This window comes from Sideroxyarcus sp. TK5, assembly GCF_054601595.1.
Map to the genome: position 1 here is coordinate 54,862 of NZ_BAAHSJ010000006.1, position 17,288 is coordinate 72,149.

Sequence of the window (17,288 nt, forward strand, 5' to 3'; positions counted from 1 at the left end):
TCCGATTCACAATCCAAAAAACATGACCGAATACAACATCACCGTGGGACTCCCCACGGCAGACGTGCTGCACAAAGGGATAGCCGTCACCATTCGCCGCGAGCAGGATCCTGCGGCAACGATCCGTGCCGAATACGCCCCCACCGCCCGCCCCTGCCCGCCCTACTGCATCCAGCCGATGCGCTTGGCAGCAGGCATCGAGACGTTCGGTGAACTGGAAGTGTTGGACTACCTGCAGCGCATCGCAGCGGGTGACACGCAATACATGGTGATCGATTCGCGCACCCCGGACTGGTATGAGAAAGTCACCATCCCCGGTGCGGTGAACGTGCCCTACGCGCAGAACATGGCAGGTCATGCGACCGACCTGCCCGGCGTGAAAAAGACTTTAGCGGAATTGTTCGGCGCGAAAGAGAACAACGGCAGCTACGACTTCAGCAAGGCCCGCACCCTCGCCATCTTCTGCAACGGCCCTTGGTGCGGCCAGACACCGAACTATATCCGCACGCTGCTCTCGCTCGGCTATCCGGCAGAAAGACTGAAGTGGTATCGCGGCGGCATGCAGGACTGGTGCGCGCTCGGTCTCACCACCGCCTGAGCCAAACTCATCCCCACTCGATCTCGACCGAGCTGCAGTTGCCCAGTTTCTGCAGGCAAGTCGTTTCCTGTGTCGCACTCAACAACGTCAGCACCGCGATGATCGGATTCTCGTGCGACACCACCAGCACCGTCCCCTGCGGATGCCGCAAGGCCGCCTCGTCGAGGAAACTCTTCAGCCGCGCCATCTGTTCGATGAACGACTCGCCCTTGGGCGGTTTGATGTGCAGATAATCGGGACGCACCAGATCGTTGAACCTATCCACATGCTGCCCGTCCATGCCGGAGATGCGTTCGTTCAAACGCGCATCCACCACCGGATGCAAGGCATGGTGCCGCAGCAGGATGTCCATCGTCTGCTGCGCACGAGGGAACTCGGACACGTAAGCATGCGTGAACGGCATCCCTCTCAAGCGTTCGGCCGCCGCCTCAGTCTGCTGCCTGCCGCGCGCAGTGAGATTCACGACTCGCTCGGGATCGTCATTGATCTCGTGGAGCACATTGCCTTCACTCTCACCGTGGCGCACCAGAACGACCTTCATCTGCTTCCCCCGACCATCACTTCAACATCAGCAGAAAGATGTTCTCCTGCATCCTCGTCACACCGCGCGCCTTGAAGCGCGGTTCGCGTTCCAGAATATCCGCCTGCTCCAGAAAACGGATCTCCGCATAAGGCGCATAGAGCGCCCGCACCTCCGCCTCAGACACCGCGAACGGCGGCCCCGGCATCTGCTCCTGCGGATAATCGAACGTCACCAGCAACACCTGCGAGCCGGGAGGCAATATCTCCACCAGGTGCCGCGCATAGCGCTCGCGCATCTCCGGCGGCAGCGCCACCAGCGAAGCGCGGTCATATACCGCACGCACTTGCGCCATATCCTCTTTGCGCAGATCGAAGAAATCCCCGCACAGGATGCGGATGCCCTCCGCCTCGCAGCACTCGAACTTCTCGCTGTGCGTATGCGCAGGCGACTTGCCCTGCTCCGAGAAAAAGTCGCGCACCGCGATGGCACTCAGCTCTACCCCCAGCACCGTATGTCCCCGCTCGCGCAGCCAAACCATATCCAGACTCTTGCCGCACAAAGGCACGAAAACCTCGCCGCCCTGCGCCGCATGCAACTCGCCCCAGTACTTCAGCAGATACGGATTGATCTCGTTCTGATGGAAACCGATCTCCGCCCGCTCCCACCGCTCCAGCCAGAATTCCTTCTTCATTTGAACACCTCAATAAAATCAACCGTTCGCCTTGAGTAGCCTGCATAACGGGCGTATCGAAGGGCCATATTGCATGCGCAAAGTTTACCAACCCATCCTGCCGGATTGACCATGACTGCGTTATTGGCACTCACGCTATTCCTTAACCAACAAATTAAAACACACGTGGGCAGGCCTCAATAAAAATGGCGACCCAAGTCGCCATTTCATCCTGCACACACATCTCGACGCTCGGTACGCATCACCCCCCTGCCACCTCCACCCTGTTCCTTCCTTTGTCCTTCGCCGCATAGAGCGCGCTGTCGGCACGGGCGAGCAAGGTGTCCAGCGATTCGCCTGACACCGCCATCTGGGCCACGCCGAAACTGGCGGTGATGTTGCCGGCCTCCAGGCCGCCCAGTCCGCGTCCGCTGAGTTGCAGTCGCAGTTCTTCGCAGAGACGTCTGGCTTCCTCGATGTCTGTGTCCGGGAACACCAGCAGGAACTCTTCGCCGCCGAAGCGGAAGGCCAGGTCGGAGGTGCGCAACCGGTTCTTGATGAGGCCGGCGGCATCGACCAGCACGTGGTCGCCCACCAGATGACCATAGTTGTCGTTGATCAGCTTGAAGTGGTCGAGGTCCAGGATGGCGATGGTGAAGGTGCGGCCATGTCTGGTCGCGCTGGCGTATTCCTTTTGCAGGAATTCGTCGAGGTAATGCCGGTTGTACAGCCCAGTCAATTCGTCGTGCGCCGCCATATCCCGCAAGGTGGCGGTCTGCTTGGCGATCATCCTTTCCAGACTGAAGGTTGCGCGGCGCAGCGCGAAGAACAGCATGGTCTCGATCAACAGGAATGCGATCAGCGCGTAGGCGATGTTGATGGAAAGGTCGCGCTTGAGCTGGCCGACGTCCTGTTCGACATCCATCCATGCCAGGACGGTGCCGACCGCCGCACGCTGCGCGTCCTGCTGCCCGAGATAGTCACGCAAGGGGAAAGCGGTGAACGCCAGATGACGTTCGCCGACCTTGAACCAGCGAGTGCCCGACTGCTCCACCAGTTGGGCGATCTGCGGATTCAGGAGCAGTTCTCTAACCTCGGGATGCAGCGTGGCCTCGACGAGGTTGCCATTAAGAGGTGGATTCTCTTTCTTTAGCTTTTCCAGACGATCGGGAAAATAGGTATCGCTCAGGTGCGACATCGAGAGCAGCACGGCGAACTTGGCCTGACTGGGTTTCTCCAGCAGTTCAAGCAAGGTGCGGAACGAGGTGCCTGCTTCCAGCACGCCGATGAATCGCCCATCTTTGGCATGGTGGCCGTTGAGGAACACCGGTGTGACACCGCGGATACCGCAGATGATGCGCCCGCACTCGAAGCCCTTGGTCGAACGCTGGTCGCGCAGGGCATGGAAGATGGTATGGCGCACGCCTTCGAGGTCGTCACCGAAGCGGTCGGTAGCATGTACGCGCAGGAACGAGGTGGCGTTGTCGCCGAACTGGAAATGCAGCTGACGCGTGTCGTAGTGGTCACGCAGTTCCTGCCAGGGTGCGCTGACGAGCTTGAGCAAACGTTCGCGGGCCAGATTGGCGCGCGTGCCACCTGCACCGCCGCCTTCCTGATCCACCGCAATCCGCCCTTGGTGGAAGGCCTGCTGGACCTCGGGCATGGAGGCGACAAAGGTGGCGGTCTGTTGCATGCTCAATGCAGTATTGCCCAGCTCGACCTCGAACAGATCGTGCAGGTGAGCGGCGCGTTGTTCCAAATGACTCTGGAAGCGCGCCTGCTCCGCCCTGTAGTTGATCCAGACGAACAATGCATCGCTCACAGCCAAGATCATGCTCAGCCAAAGGAACACTTTGGCGCGTACCGATAGATTCGTCATCCTACTCTCCTCGTGCCGCTCGTCCGGGCGCGTACACCCGTCTTTTATTATCGTTCTGTACTGCCTGTTGCTATTTTCAGCCTACCCACTTCCTCGCATTCTGGAACATGCGCAACCAAGCTCCGTTCTCTTTCCACTCCTTCGGATACCAGGAGTTCTGCACGGCGCGGAACACGCGCTCCGGGTGCGGCATCATGATGCTGAAGCGACCATCCGGGGTGGTGAGGCCGGTGATGCCTTGCGGTGAACCGTTGGGGTTGAGCGGATAGGTGGTGGTCGGCTTGCCGTAGTGGTCGATGTAACGCAGGGTGACCACTTCCTGTGCGGCGTGCAGGCGCTTGGTGTTGCCGAAGTCGGCATAGCCTTCGCCGTGTGCCACGACGATGGGCATGCGGCTGCCGGCCATGCCGTCGAACAGGATGGAGGGCGACTGCTGCACTTCCACCATCACGAAACGCGCTTCGAACTGCTCGGACTGGTTACGCGAGAAGTGCGCCCAGTTCTCGGCACCGGGGATGATCTCATGCAGGTTGCTCATCATCTGGCAGCCGTTGCACACACCCAATGCGAAGGTGTCGTTGCGCTGGAAGAAGGCCTCGAACTCGTCGCGCGCGCGCGGGTTGAACAGGATGGACTTGGCCCAGCCCTCGCCCGCGCCCAGCACGTCGCCGTAGGAGAAGCCGCCGCAGGCGACCACGCCTTTGAAGTCTTCCAGTTTCACACGGCCGCTGATGATGTCGCTCATGTGTACGTCCACCGCGTGGAAACCGGCGCGGTCGAACGCGGCCGCCATCTCGACATGACCGTTCACGCCCTGCTCGCGCAGAATGGCCATCCTGGGACGGGAGGTGAGCAGCGCGGGCGCCACGTTCTCGTTCAGGTCGTAGGACAGCTTCACATGCAGACCGGGGTCTTTGGCGTCGAGGATGCGGTCATATTCCTGCTGCGCGCAGGCCGGGTTGTCGCGCAGCTTCTGCATCTGGTAAGTCGTCTCGGACCACATGCGGCGCAGTGCGATGGCGTTCTCTTCATAGACCGTCTGCTTGTTGCGCATGACGTTGAGCGTGCCGCTGGTGTTGAGGCGCGCCACTTCGTGCACGTTGACCAGGCCTGCTTCCTCGCACAGCACGAAGATGTCTGCCAGATCGGCACGACGTACTTGCACCAAGGCACCCAGCTCTTCGTTGAACAGCACTTCCAGGTCGTCGCCCTTCAGTTCGTCCAGCATCACGTCCAGACCGACGTGCGAGGCGAAGCTCATCTCGGCCAGCGCGGCGAACATGCCGCCGTCGGAACGGTCGTGATAGGCGAGCAGTCTGCCTTCGCGGTTGAAGCGCTGGATCAGGTTGAAGAAGGCTTTCAGCTTGTTGGCGTCATCCACGTCCGGCGCTTCGTCGCCCACTTGTTTGTACACCTGCGCCAGCGCAGAACCACCGAGGCGGTTCTTGCCGCAACCCAGATCGAACAGCAGCACCACGGTGTCGGTGGCGGCCACTAGTTGCGGAGTGAGCGTCTTGCGCACGTCCGGCGTGGGGGCGAAGGCGGAGATGATGAGCGACAGCGGCGCAGTGACGGTCTTCTTCTCGCCGCCCTCTTCCCATGCGGTCTTCATGCTCATCGAATCCTTGCCGACCGGGATGCTGATACCAAGTTGCGGGCACAGCTCCATGCCGACGGCTTTCACGGTGTCGTACAGCGCGGCATCCTCGCCGTGGTGACCGGCGGGCGCCATCCAGTTGGCGGAGAGTTTGATGTCGCCGATCCTGGCGATCTGCGCGGCGGCGATGTTGGTGATGGCTTCGCCGATGGCCATGCGACCGGAGGCCGGTGCATTGATGACGGCGATGGGCGTGCGTTCGCCCATGGCGAAGGTCTCACCCGCGAAGGTGTTGTAGCCGAAGGTGGTGACGGCAACGTCGGCCACCGGCACTTGCCACGGGCCGACCATCTGGTCGCGTGCGGTGTAGCCGCCCACGGTGCGGTCGCCGATGGAGATGAGGAAGGTCTTGTCAGCCACGGAGGGCAGACGCAGCACGCGCTCGGCAGCGTCCTTGATGGTGATGTTGCGGGTGTCGAACTTGCTCAGCGCGACCTTTTCGCGCTTCACGTCGCGCGTCATCTTGGGCGGTTTGCCCAGCAGCACGGAGAGCGGCATATCGACGGCGTTGTTGTCGAATTCGTTGTCATGCACCACCAGCCGGTCTTCATCGACCGCGGTACCGAGCACGGCGAACGGGCAGCGCTCGCGTTCGCACATGGCCTGGAACTCTTCCAGACGCTCGGCCGCGATGGCGAGCACGTAACGCTCCTGCGCTTCGTTGCTCCAGATCTGCATCGGCGACATGCCGTGTTCTTCGCTCGGCACTTCGCGCAGTTCGAAACGCGCGCCCATGCCGCCGCCGTGCACCAGCTCGGGCAAGGCGTTGGAGATACCGCCCGCGCCCACGTCGTGGATGCTCAGGATGGGATTGTTCTCGCCCATCTGCCAGCAGCGGTCGATGACTTCCTGCGCGCGGCGTTCCATCTCGGGATTGCCGCGCTGCACGGAATCGAAGTCCAGATTCTCGGCGTTGGCACCGGTATCCATCGACGACGCCGCGCCGCCACCCAGGCCGATGAGCATGCCGGGGCCGCCCAGCTGGATGAGCAGTGCGCCTTTGGGCAGATCGTGTTTCCTGGTGTGCTTGTCACTGATGTTGCCTACACCGCCGGCCAGCATGATGGGCTTGTGATAACCGCGCACTTCGCCGTTCACCTTCTCTTCGAAGGTGCGGAAATAGCCGGTGAGGTTGGGGCGACCGAATTCATTGTTGAACGCCGCGCCGCCAAGCGGGCCGTCGATCATGATCTGCAACGGCGAGGCGATGCGGCCCGGCTTGCCGATGGCGTCAACCTCCCACGGTTGTGCGAAGCCGGGGATGTTGAGGTTGGACACGGTGAAGCCGGTGAGGCCTGCCTTGGGCTTGGAACCGATACCGGTCGCACCTTCGTCGCGGATCTCGCCGCCGCTGCCGGTGGCCGCGCCGGCGAACGGCGCGATAGCGGTCGGGTGGTTGTGCGTCTCCACCTTCATCAGGATGTGGGTGCGCTCCTTGCTGAACTCGTAGCTGCCGTCGGCGCGCGGGTAGAAACGCTCGAAGTCGCCGCCTTCGATCACGGAGCAGTTGTCCGAATAGGCGATCACCGTGCCTTGCGGGTGCAGCTTGTGCGTGTTGCGGATCATGCCGAACAGCGAGATGGCCTGCTTTTCGTCGTCGATGATCCAGTCGGCGTTGAAGATCTTGTGGCGGCAATGCTCGGAGTTGGCCTGCGCGAACATCATCAGTTCCACGTCAGTCGGGTTGCGGCCCAGCTTGCCGAAGTTCTCCACCAGATAGTCGATCTCGTCAGTCGACAGTGCCAGGCCCATGGCCTTGTTCGCGGTCTCCAGCGCAGCCTTGCCGCCGCCGAGGATGTCCACCGTGGTCAACGGTTGCGGGGTGCCGTGCTGGAATATTTTGGCTTCGATGCCATTAATTTCGAACACCACGGACTCGGTCATGCGATCGTGCAGCAAGGGCAGCACGGCTTGCTGCTCGGCGGCGCTCAGCGGCTTGCCGCTCTTGCTCTTCAGGTAATAGGTGACGCCGCGCTCGATGCGCATCACTTGCGGCAGCGCGCAATGACGAGCGATGTCAGTGGCCTTGGACGACCAGGGGGAGATGGTGCCCAGACGCGGCACGATCAGTACAGACTGTGTGCCGGCAGCAAGCTTGGGTGCTGCGGCCTGCTCATCCAGGCTCAGCAGGCGTTGCAGCAGCGCGAGTTCCTCTGTGCCCAGTTCTTCTGAAAGCTCGGTGAAATAGTAATGTCGGGTGTCTTCGAGGGTGACGCCGCTGCCGGTGGCAGCCAGGGCTGCGCGCAGTTTGTCGAGACGGAAGGATGAGAGAGCGGCTTTACCTGTCAGAGTGAGGAACATGGCTTATGAACGGCGTTGAATACAGGCAGCGATTATAATGCAGCCGACTCTCTACGACCCGAGGAAAACCGCATGAAGCTCCCCCGCCCCACCCCTGTGACCCCGAAACAGGTCACCGCCTTCCTGAAACCGCGCCGAAAAGACAGCCACAAGGGCGATTTCGGTACTGTCGCCATCCTCGGCGGCGGTAAGGGCATGATAGGCGCGGCCTTTCTGGCCGGGCGTGCCGCGCTGAAGATGGGCGCGGGCGCGGTGCATGTCGGCCTGCTGGCGGACAAGATGCCGCTGGTGGACATGCGCATGCCGGAGCTGATGGTGCACCGTGCGCAGGATGCGCTCAAGTTGCCGGGGTTGGACGTAGTGGCCATCGGCAACGGCCTGGGCCGCAGCCTGCCCGCGCAGAAACTGCTGTTCGATGCGATCAAGCTGGATGCGACGCTGGTGCTGGATGCAGATGCGCTGAACATCCTGGCCGAACGCCCCGACCTGCGCGGCATGCTGTTCGAGCGCAAGCGCCCCACGCTGCTGACGCCGCATCCCGGCGAGGCGGCGCGTCTGCTGCATCTCAAGACCGAACAAGTGCAGGAAGCACGCGTCGCCTCGGTGCTGGACATCGCCAAGCGCTATCACGGCAGCGTGGTATTGAAGGGGGCGGACAGCCTGATCGCCGGTACCGACGGCAAGGTATACGTGAACCAGACCGGCAACCCCGGCATGAGCGCGGCTGGCATGGGCGATGTATTGAGCGGCATGATCGCCGCCTTCATCGCACAGGGGCTGACAGGCGACGAGGCGCTGTTGCTGGCGGTGCATCTGCACGGCGCGGCCGGTGATGCGCTGGCCGAACAGGTCGCCACCATAGGCATGAGCGCCACCGAAGTCACCGAATGGGCGCGCTGGTTGCTGAACCGGATGGCGACAAACTGAGAACAAAATGGGTGACCCTCTCTACCGTTATCTGATGATCGTCGTCGCCTGCGTCGCGCTGCTGCTCGGCCTGCAGGTCCCGAACTTCGTCGATCAGTACCAGAAGCGGGTGGATGCACATCTGCGCGAGGTCACCGTCAACCTGCAACCGTTCCAGGCCATCGCCGACAAATATTTCGCGGGCGACATGGAAAAGCTGATCGCGCTGCATCGCGGCAGCAGCGAGAAACCTTTCCAGGAAGAAGGCTCGGCCATCGAACAGATGGTGCAGCGCAAGCTGCGTTTCGAGGCTGACCTCGCTGCATTGCAAGCCAGCCTGCCGGTGAAAGCGTTCCGAGTGCTTTTCAACGGTGACCGCGAGATGATCGACGAGACGCTGGGACAATTCAGCTACAACGTGCCGATGAACCAGGACGCACTATTCTTTGGCGCGGGCTTCGCCTTGTCGCTGCTGCTGTTGCTGGAAGCCCTGCTCGCACTGGCTCGCCGTCTGACCCGCAACACATTCAATACTAAAACCACCAAGCTACAGTAATGAGTTATCCCATCGACATCAGCGAGGAGGCGGGTGTCCGCTATCTTCATTTCGGCTCGCTCTGGATACAAGGGGCGATGCGTATCGCGCGCCCGTGGAATCTGGAACTGGAATACACCAAGGAGATGATGGCCAGCCTGCTGCTGCGCGAAGGTACGCGTTTTCCGCGCCGCGTGTTGCTGATCGGTCTGGGTGCGGCGTCCATCACCAAGTTCCTGTACCGCAACTACCCGCTGTCGAACCTGACAGTGGTGGAGATCGAACCCGGCGTGGTGGCCGCTGCAAAGCAGTTCTTCAAGTTGCCGGAAGACCCGCTGCGCCTGAACATCGTGATCGGCGACGGCGCGCGTTTCGTGGAGGAATACGACAAGCAGTTCGACCTGATCCTGGTGGACGGCTTCGACGAGAACGCGCGCGCGGGTGAACTCGACACGTCGCCGTTCTATGAAAGTTGCTACGCGCGCCTGAACGAGAACGGCATCATGGCGGTGAATCTGCTCGGCCGCACACGCGGCTACAAAGCCAGTTTCGAGCGCATCTCCGCGACCTTCGACGGTCGCGCGCTGGCCTTCCCGTCATGCGACAGCGGCAACGTGATCGCCATCGCTGCGCGCGGCAAACCGATCAAAATGTCGCTGGACGATCTGAAGGACGAGGCGGAGAAGATGAAGAACAAGACAGGCTTGAATCTGCTGCCGACCATCACCCGCATCGAACAAGCCCATACCTGCAAGGGCGGTACGCTGACGATTTAATCTCGGTGTCACAGGAAGTGTGTAGAATCGCTATAGGGACAGGCTTTCAGGCATAGTCCGGCATACCGAATTTCACTTAAAGGGGAACATCATGGCTACTGCAAAATCCGCCACCACGACGAAGAAGGTTGCGACCGCGACCAAGAAACCGGCTGCTGCAGCCAAGCCTGCCGCCAAAAAGCCAGCCGCTGCCAAACCGGCCGACAAAAAGGTCGCCGCCCCCAAGGCAGCAGCGAAGAAGCCTGCCGCCGCAAGCAAGACCACAGCCGCAAAACCTGCTGCCGTTAAAGCCGCTGCACCGAAAAAAACGGCAACACGCAAGTCCGCAGAGAAATATGTGCCTTCGCCGGAGCAGCGTTATCGCATGGTGCAGGATGCCGCCTATTTCCTGGCAGAGAAGAACGGCTTTTCCGGAGGTGCGATGGACTACTGGATCGCTGCGGAGATCCAGATCGAATCGATGCTGTCCGGGAAGTAATGTTTCAGGCTTGCGGCAAGGTATTGCCGCACTCAACGACATAGCGCACATACGGCAGGGAGATGTTCTCTGCCGCAATGACGCCCAGCAACTGGTTGGCACGCGCAGGTTCAAGCACGAACTCCACCTGTACCGGCAAGTCCGCACCCAATTCAAAGAACGTCTCTTCGTGCAGGCGGCCGTGTTTGCCGAAACCCGCGACTGCGCGGAACACCGAGCCGCCCGGCGCACCCAGTGCGCGTGCCGTCTCCAGCAGCCACTCGGACATCAGTTTGCCTTGATGCAGTTGCTTCTCGGTCAGGTAGAACTTGAGATAGACATTGCTTTGCATATCACGCCCCCGCATTGAACCATTTGTAAGTCTGTATCCCCAGCACCGTCATCAGCAACGAACCGCCGAGATGTGCCGCGACGATGCCGGACGCCCAGGCATACTGTCCGCGCATCAACAGGGCGACCGTCTCGGCCGAGAATGTCGAGAAGGTCGTCAGGCCGCCGAGGAAGCCGGTGATGATGAACAAGCGCCATTCCGGCGACAGGCCGGGATGCTGCATGAAGAAGGCGATGGCGATACCGATGAGGTAGCCGCCGACCAGGTTGGCGGCGAGTGTGCCCGGCGGCAACTCGGCCAGCGTGGGATTGAGCCAGATGCCAAACCCCCAGCGCAGCCAGGCCCCGCATGCAGCGCCCAGTCCGACTGCGAGGAAGGCATTGAGCGTCAGCATCGTTGTCAGGCCGTGCCACCCACGGTCAGTCCGTCGATGCGCACGGTGGGCTGGCCCACGCCCACCGGTACACTCTGCCCTTCCTTGCCGCAGGTGCCAACGCCGCTGTCGAGGGACATGTCGTTGCCGATCATGCTGATGCGGGTCAGTGCATCCGGGCCGTTGCCGATCAGGGTGGCACCTTTCACCGGATAAGTGACTTTTCCGTCCTCGATCATGTAGGCCTCGGTGGTGGAGAACACGAATTTGCCGCTGGTGATGTCGACCTGCCCGCCGCCGAAGTTGGCGGCATACAGGCCGTGCTTGACCGAGGCGATGATCTCTTCCGGCTTCTTGTCGCCGTTCATCATCATGGTGTTGGTCATGCGCGGGATGGGCAGATGCGCGAACGACTCGCGGCGCGCGTTGCCGGTGACAGGCACTTTCATCAGACGAGCGTTCATGCTGTCCTGTAGATAGCCGCGCAGGATGCCGTCTTCGATCAGCACGGTGCGTTGCGTGAGGTTGCCTTCGTCGTCGATATTGAGCGAACCGCGCCTGTCCTTGATGGTACCGTCGTCCACCACGGTGACGCCTTTGGCCGCCACACGTTTGCCGACTCGACCTGAGAAGGCGGAACTGCCCTTGCGGTTGAAGTCCCCTTCCAGGCCGTGTCCCACCGCTTCATGCAGCAGGATGCCGGGCCAACCGTTGCCAAGCACCACGGTCATGTTGCCTGCCGGCGCGGGACGCGCATCGAGGTTAACCACGGCCTGATGCACGGCTTCTCTGGCATAGCGTTGCAGGATATCTTCGCTGAAATAGTCGTAACCGAAACGTCCGCCGCCGCCTGCCGAACCCTGTTCGCGCTTGCCATTGCCTTCGACGATGACCTGCAGCGAGAGCCGCACCAGCGGACGGATGTCGGCACTCATCAAACCGTCGTTGCGCGCCACCAGCACCACGTCGTACTCGCCGGACAGATTGGCCATCACCTGTGTCACACGCGGGTCGAGCGCGCGCGCGATGCGCTCCAGTCTTTCCAGCAAGGCCACCTTGTCGTCGGCACGCAGCGAGGCGATGGGATCCTGCGGCAGATAGAGTTCATGCGCCTTGCTGCGGCGCAGCATGGGCGCAGTCTGGTTGCCACCCTGACGTGCGATGGCACGCGTCGCGGTCGCAGCTTCCTGCAACGCTGCGAAGGTGATGTCGTCGGAATAAGCGAAGGCGGTCTTGTCGCCGGAAACGGCTCGCACGCCCACGCCCTGGTCGATGTTGAAACTGCCGGATTTGACGATCCCCTCTTCCAGCGACCAGCTCTCGGCGCGGCTGTACTGGAAATACAGGTCGGCATAATCGACCTTGTGTGTCAGCATGTTGCCGAACACCTGCTGCAGATGGGCTGCTTTCAGGCCATGAGCGTCCAGCAGGGTGTGTTCGGCGATCTTGAGGGTGTTCGCGCTCATTTCTTTGCGCAACACGTGCAGCTGATGGTGCGATGGGTCAAGGCGGGCAGGCTGCTGCGCAGACTCTTCTGGTACGAAGTGTTCACGTCGGCGATGACCACGCCGGAACCGCGCTGCAGTTCGTCCATGATGCGGCCCCACGGGTCGACGATCATGCTATGGCCGTGCGTCTCGCGTCCGCTCACATGGTAACCGCCCTGCGCGGCGGCGATGACATAGGACAGGTTCTCGATGGCGCGGGCGCGGATCAGCGGTTCCCAGTGTACCTTGCCGGTAGTGGCGGTAAAGGCCGACGGCAGCACGATGATGTCCACATCCTTCATGGCGCGGAACAGCTCCGGGAAGCGCAAGTCGTAGCAGATCGCTAGACCGATGCGGCCAAACGGGCTGTCGACCACGACGACCTGGTCGCCGGCTTCGATGGTCTGTGCCTCGTTGTAGCTCTCGTTGCCCAGCGTGAGGTTGAACAGGTGGATCTTGTCGTAGCGCGCGACCGGCGCACCGGTCTCGTCGTACACCAGCAGGCTGTTGCGTACCTTGTTCGGTGTGTTCGACACCAGCGGCAAGGAACCCATCAGCCAGATCTTGTGCTTGCGCGCCGTCTCGCTGAGGAATTGCTGGATCGGACCTTCGCCCGGCTGTTCACATACTTTGACCTTGTCCTGTTCGTTCATGCCCATGATGGCAAAGAACTCCGGCAGGACGACCAGTTTCGCGCCCTGCTCGGCCGCGTTCGCCACCAGACGCCGCGCTTCACTCAGGTTGCCCGCAACATTGGGGCCGGAAGCCATCTGAATGGCGGCAACCTTGAAGGCGCTCTGCTGCGCGGCGATACGGGCTTGGGTGGAATCAAGAGCGCTCATGTTGTCAGTGCTTTCTGTATACGTTGAGAGAATTCATTGTTTTGTTTCCGGTGCGGCTTGCGTACGGGGCGCACCGATCCGTTCCACCTTGGGATCAGCCCAACTTCCACTGACATTGTAGTCAAACGAAACCAGCTTATCGAGCGGATCGCGCAGGAGTTTGTTTGTAAGCAACACCACGACTCCAACCGCCGGCCCGGCGGCGAAAGACAGCAGCGAGACGTTGTCGCCTATGGCCGGCAGCACCCGCACGTTGAGTTCCTGCGTCTCGCGTGCCAGATCGACTTCCCCCTGCAGCGTCACCTTGGCTGCCGACCCGCTCATCACGAACTCATCTGTCTTGAGCAAGCCGTTCTGGATCACCGCCTCGCCCTTGATGCTGCTGAACTCGAAGCCGGGCGTGAACACATCGGTGAAGTCGAGCGAGATGCGCTTGGGGATGGATTGCAGACTCAACACCCCCAGCAATTTGGCAGCACCGGGATCGACCTGCAGGAACCGGCCTTTTCCGGTGGTCAGTTGCAGGCTGCCGTTCAGGCTGGGGATATCCAGCGCATCAGGGGAACCGCGCCAGCGCAGTTCGCTCACCAGCAGCCCGCCCCCGCCGCTCAGACTTTCCGGGTAGCCAGAGCGCGCCAGGATGCGCCCGGCATCGGCGATCTCGATGCGCGCACTGAGCTCCGTCTCGCCCTGTCTGGGCCGCCAGCGTCCACCGACATCGACCACGCCATCCGGATTGGTCAGCCGCATCTTCTTCAGCACCGCATCCCCGGCAACGTCATCCAGCAACAACTCCAGCTTGCCCAGCTGACGCCCTTTCCAGGTCAGACGATCGACCACCAGATCGATCTCCGGCATGGAGATGTCTTCGGCCACGACAAGCGGCGCATCCTGCGCAGGGCTGCCAGCTTCCATATCCGAGGAGGCACCCAGCGCGAGATGCTTCAAACGCACGTACAACTTGCCCTCATCCTGCGGCTGCCAGATCAGATCGCCGCTCATCTCGCGCGCACTCAGTCGCGTGCTGATCAGTCCGTTGCGGCCGCTACCGAGGACTTGCAGGTCATGCAGCGCGCTGCCGTATCCTTGCACCTCATCGATCTTCACGTCCAGACCTCCGATATTGGGCAATACCCCTTCCCGGTCAGGCAAGGATGACCAGCCGCTCCACCCCTGCAGGGAGAAATTTGGCAAATGGCCGCTGATCCAGATACCGTCCTTGTCAGGCATGTCGGGTACTTTTCCCAGCAGGATGTTGCCGCGCTTGATGTCCCGGTGCCCGGCCTCGTTCCCGCTCCTGGCCAGCTCAACCTTGACGATATCGCCGTAACGGAATCTCAGCAGATCATTGTGCGCATCGATGTCTTGCAACTCGAACCGCAGCGGGATGAGCTGCGCCACCGTCTTGTTGAACGGCTGCGGCAGGTTCGAAGCCAATCCCTGCAGATCCGAGCTGACGCGCACATCGGCACGCTTGTCCTTGACACTGATCTCGGCCTGCCATGCAGTCTTGCCGTGCAGCTTCCACAACAGGGGATAACCGTAGGTATCGAACAGGCTGCCCGCATCCATGGTCCCGTCCGCACGCACGCGCAGCACGCTGCCTTCGTTGCGCAGCGACAGGCGCGCCGGGCCGCCGAGTATCTGCGCCGTCACGCCTTCCGCCGCGATATCCTGTTCGGTGAAAGTCAAAATCCCTTTCGCCTTGCGCAGCAGCGGCACACTCCCGCCCAGATCGATCTCGTTGCCATCGACCCGATAACTGCCCTTTACACGCGTAGCACCATCGCCGTCGAGCGGGATATCCAGTCGCAGTTTCAGCAGGCCGCGCCCTTGGGCATGGAAATCGTCGGTATAACCGTTCAGATAGCCGCGCACCGGGCTGTTGCGGATGTAGTCGAGTGAATGTTCGGTGGGGCCGGCCGCCTCGCCGTCGACTTCCATCACCAGCGCGTCGGACAAGGTGTCGGGCAAAGCGACGCGCACGTTCTGCAGGGCGGCGCCCGCCGTTTCAGCCCTTGCCGCCTTCACCTCCAGCAGACGTCCTTGTATCAGCAGATCGGCGCTGGCCTTTTCGATGCGCGGCCAGCCGGGATCGAATTCGATGGCGACGTCCTTCGCCTTGGCGGTCAGGCGGAACAATCCCTGCTTGCTGTCCGGGAAAGGGAACTCATTCAGGTCGCCGCGCACATGCATCTGGAAAGCGTCGGCGATACCACCCTGCAACCCGGTCTGCAGCCAGCGATAGGTCTGGTCGTTGAAGGCATGTATCGGGATGTAGCGCGCCGCGTTCTTCACTTCGACACGGGTCAGGCTGACTGTCAGGTCGGCGATGCCCGCACCGTCGTTGATCTGGTAACTGCCGTACACCGTGCCTTCCGCATCGGCATTGGAGACGAGCACCTTGTTCAACTTCAGGTCCCATCCGTGCTGGCTGTTGCGCTGCCAGTCGAGCTGGCCGTAGAGTCGGTCGAAGGTGAGCGGCCCGGACAGGAATCCCGGTGCCTGCAAGCTCAGCTTGCGGCTGTCGATCTTAAGCATCCCGTCGCTGTCGCTGCCATCCACCATGCCACTCAAGCCCGAGATGGCCGGGAATTCCCCCACCTGTTGCAGACCTACCTTGTCGAATCTGGCATGCACCCGATAGCGCTGCAACTTTTCGCTGTCTCCCTGCCAGCTCAGATTCAGATCGTTCAGCTTTCCCTGCGGGGCAAACTCCGAGAGCTTGTGTTTGAGGTCCTCCGCCACCGGCAGATAAGCCAGCAAGCGGTTGATATCGGACAGTTCCAGCGAATTCACCTTGATCTCGCCGGAGGCGGAGCTGTAAGCGGTCTTTGCAGACAGATTGAGCAGGAAGTCGGTCGGCGGCAGGCTGAAGCCATCCAGTGTGTGCATCGACAATCGTTCGCTGGACACTTCGAATCCGGTATCCGACTGGCGCCACCCCAATCGCCCCTGCATGCGCTGCAGCAGCAGTTCCGGGAGGTCTTCCGCCAGACGGGCATTGACTGCACGCAGGTCGATATCCGCATCCAGCCTCACCGGCATACCCCGGTCGATACCCAGCCAGAGACGCATGCCGCCGCTCCCCTTCTTGATGACCGAAGGCAAGTCGAACCAGCTGCGCCAGGCCCCCACGTCGGTATGGTCCATCCTGGTGTAGAGCTCGCCCTCCCAACTCCCTGCATCGGCAAAACTGTCACCCCGCAGATCGGCCCGCAGGTCGATGGGACTCGCCAATGCCGGTGGCGGTGTGGCATTCAGGGCGAGGCGATGCCGGCCGTGGACGTTCTGGATGACGAGATCGACGCGTTCGAACGAGATGGGCGGCGCGTTGCGCAACTCGTCCTGCCAGACGATGCGGCCGTTACGTACGACGATGAGCGATTGGTGCAACAGCCAGTCGAGACTTTGCGCATCCGAACTCAGCCCCCCCTGTCCGCCGGACGAGATGCCCGCCACGAAGCGGTTCCCCTGCGCATCACGTCTCACCAGCAGCTGCGGACTTTCCAGTTCCACGCTGTGGAAACGCAGTTCGCCGAACAGCAAAGTGGTCCACGCCACGGTGTTCCTCAACAGCGGGAACTGCAATGCGGTCTCGCCCTGCGCGTCCAGGATGCGCACATCCGACATCAGCAGGCGCGGACGGAATCCGTGCCAGTCCGCTTCGATGTGCGCGATGGACACCTGCCTGCCTACCGCCGAACTGGCGGCGAATTCAATGTCGGAGTGGTAGCGCTCGATGCCCGGCAACACCCAATAGCGCAGCGTGAGCAAACTGCCCGCGCCCAGCAGAATGAAGACCAGGAAGAGCAGACGCGAAAGTCGCCATGTGCCGATCGCGGTAAAACGGAGTACGTGACTCAGCATCGCGCGGAGACGCGCCAGATTTCGCGACGAAATGAAAATCGGTGTGGCATGGAAGACTATAA

At 61.6% G+C, this 17,288-nt stretch carries 14 protein-coding genes; 5 read left to right on the forward strand and 9 right to left on the reverse strand.

What is annotated here, in order from left to right:
• Window positions 1-22: 22 nt before the first annotated feature.
• Entirely contained in the window at window positions 23-598 is a 576-nt protein-coding gene (locus ACYPYQ_RS10955) for a rhodanese-like domain-containing protein (RefSeq protein WP_459723877.1), read from the forward strand.
• Between the two features lie 7 nt (window positions 599-605).
• On the opposite strand, the gene ACYPYQ_RS10960 is transcribed toward ACYPYQ_RS10955, so the two are convergent.
• From ACYPYQ_RS10960 to purL, 4 genes are all read right to left on the reverse strand, one after another.
• On the reverse strand, window positions 606-1,139 hold the full coding sequence (locus tag ACYPYQ_RS10960; protein WP_459723878.1) for a histidine phosphatase family protein: 534 nt from the start codon (window positions 1,137-1,139) through the stop codon (window positions 606-608).
• A gap of 16 nt (window positions 1,140-1,155) precedes the next feature.
• Window positions 1,156-1,812 (reverse strand): thiopurine S-methyltransferase, encoded by a 657-nt coding sequence (locus ACYPYQ_RS10965; RefSeq protein ID WP_459723879.1) that lies wholly within the window; start codon window positions 1,810-1,812, stop codon window positions 1,156-1,158.
• A gap of 241 nt (window positions 1,813-2,053) precedes the next feature.
• Entirely contained in the window at window positions 2,054-3,670 is a 1,617-nt protein-coding gene (locus tag ACYPYQ_RS10970) for a diguanylate cyclase (RefSeq protein ID WP_459723880.1), read from the reverse strand.
• A gap of 76 nt (window positions 3,671-3,746) precedes the next feature.
• Window positions 3,747-7,628, reverse strand: a complete 3,882-nt coding sequence (gene purL / locus ACYPYQ_RS10975; protein ID WP_459723881.1) for a phosphoribosylformylglycinamidine synthase — start codon at window positions 7,626-7,628, stop codon at window positions 3,747-3,749.
• A gap of 72 nt (window positions 7,629-7,700) precedes the next feature.
• Here purL and ACYPYQ_RS10980 point away from each other — a divergent pair, with 72 nt between their 5' ends.
• From ACYPYQ_RS10980 to ACYPYQ_RS10995, 4 genes are all read left to right on the forward strand, one after another.
• Complete coding sequence (locus ACYPYQ_RS10980; RefSeq protein WP_459723882.1) at window positions 7,701-8,555, forward strand: NAD(P)H-hydrate dehydratase; 855 nt, start codon at window positions 7,701-7,703, stop codon at window positions 8,553-8,555.
• Window positions 8,556-8,562: 7 nt separating this feature from the next.
• Window positions 8,563-9,090, forward strand: coding sequence for a DUF2937 family protein (locus ACYPYQ_RS10985; protein ID WP_459723883.1), 528 nt, complete (start codon window positions 8,563-8,565; stop codon window positions 9,088-9,090).
• A complete protein-coding gene (locus tag ACYPYQ_RS10990; RefSeq protein ID WP_459723884.1) occupies window positions 9,090-9,845 on the forward strand; it encodes a fused MFS/spermidine synthase in 756 nt (251 codons plus the stop codon). The genes ACYPYQ_RS10985 and ACYPYQ_RS10990 overlap by 1 nt, the downstream gene beginning before the upstream one ends.
• 91 nt (window positions 9,846-9,936) lie before the next feature.
• Window positions 9,937-10,323 carry a DUF2934 domain-containing protein gene (locus ACYPYQ_RS10995; protein WP_459723885.1) on the forward strand — a complete coding sequence of 129 codons (387 nt, stop codon included), beginning with the start codon at window positions 9,937-9,939 and terminating at the stop codon, window positions 10,321-10,323.
• Between the two features lie 4 nt (window positions 10,324-10,327).
• Here the strand turns inward: ACYPYQ_RS10995 and ACYPYQ_RS11000 are convergent, their stop codons facing one another.
• The 5 genes from ACYPYQ_RS11000 to ACYPYQ_RS11020 are packed head-to-tail and all read right to left on the reverse strand — an operon-like array spanning window position 10,328 to window position 17,226.
• Window positions 10,328-10,654, reverse strand: coding sequence for a DUF190 domain-containing protein (locus tag ACYPYQ_RS11000; protein WP_459723886.1), 327 nt, complete (start codon window positions 10,652-10,654; stop codon window positions 10,328-10,330).
• A 1-nt stretch (window position 10,655) separates the two neighbouring features.
• Window positions 10,656-11,048, reverse strand: coding sequence for a fluoride efflux transporter CrcB (crcB, locus tag ACYPYQ_RS11005; RefSeq protein WP_459723887.1), 393 nt, complete (start codon window positions 11,046-11,048; stop codon window positions 10,656-10,658).
• A 5-nt stretch (window positions 11,049-11,053) separates the two neighbouring features.
• Window positions 11,054-12,493, reverse strand: coding sequence for a metalloprotease TldD (gene tldD, locus ACYPYQ_RS11010; RefSeq protein ID WP_459723888.1), 1,440 nt, complete (start codon window positions 12,491-12,493; stop codon window positions 11,054-11,056).
• Window positions 12,490-13,356 carry a carbon-nitrogen hydrolase family protein gene (locus ACYPYQ_RS11015; protein WP_459723889.1) on the reverse strand — a complete coding sequence of 289 codons (867 nt, stop codon included), beginning with the start codon at window positions 13,354-13,356 and terminating at the stop codon, window positions 12,490-12,492. Before ACYPYQ_RS11015 ends, tldD begins: the two co-directional genes overlap by 4 nt.
• 33 nt (window positions 13,357-13,389) lie before the next feature.
• A complete protein-coding gene (locus tag ACYPYQ_RS11020) occupies window positions 13,390-17,226 on the reverse strand; it encodes a YhdP family protein (protein WP_459723890.1) in 3,837 nt (1,278 codons plus the stop codon).
• Between the last annotated feature and the right edge of the window lie 62 nt (window positions 17,227-17,288).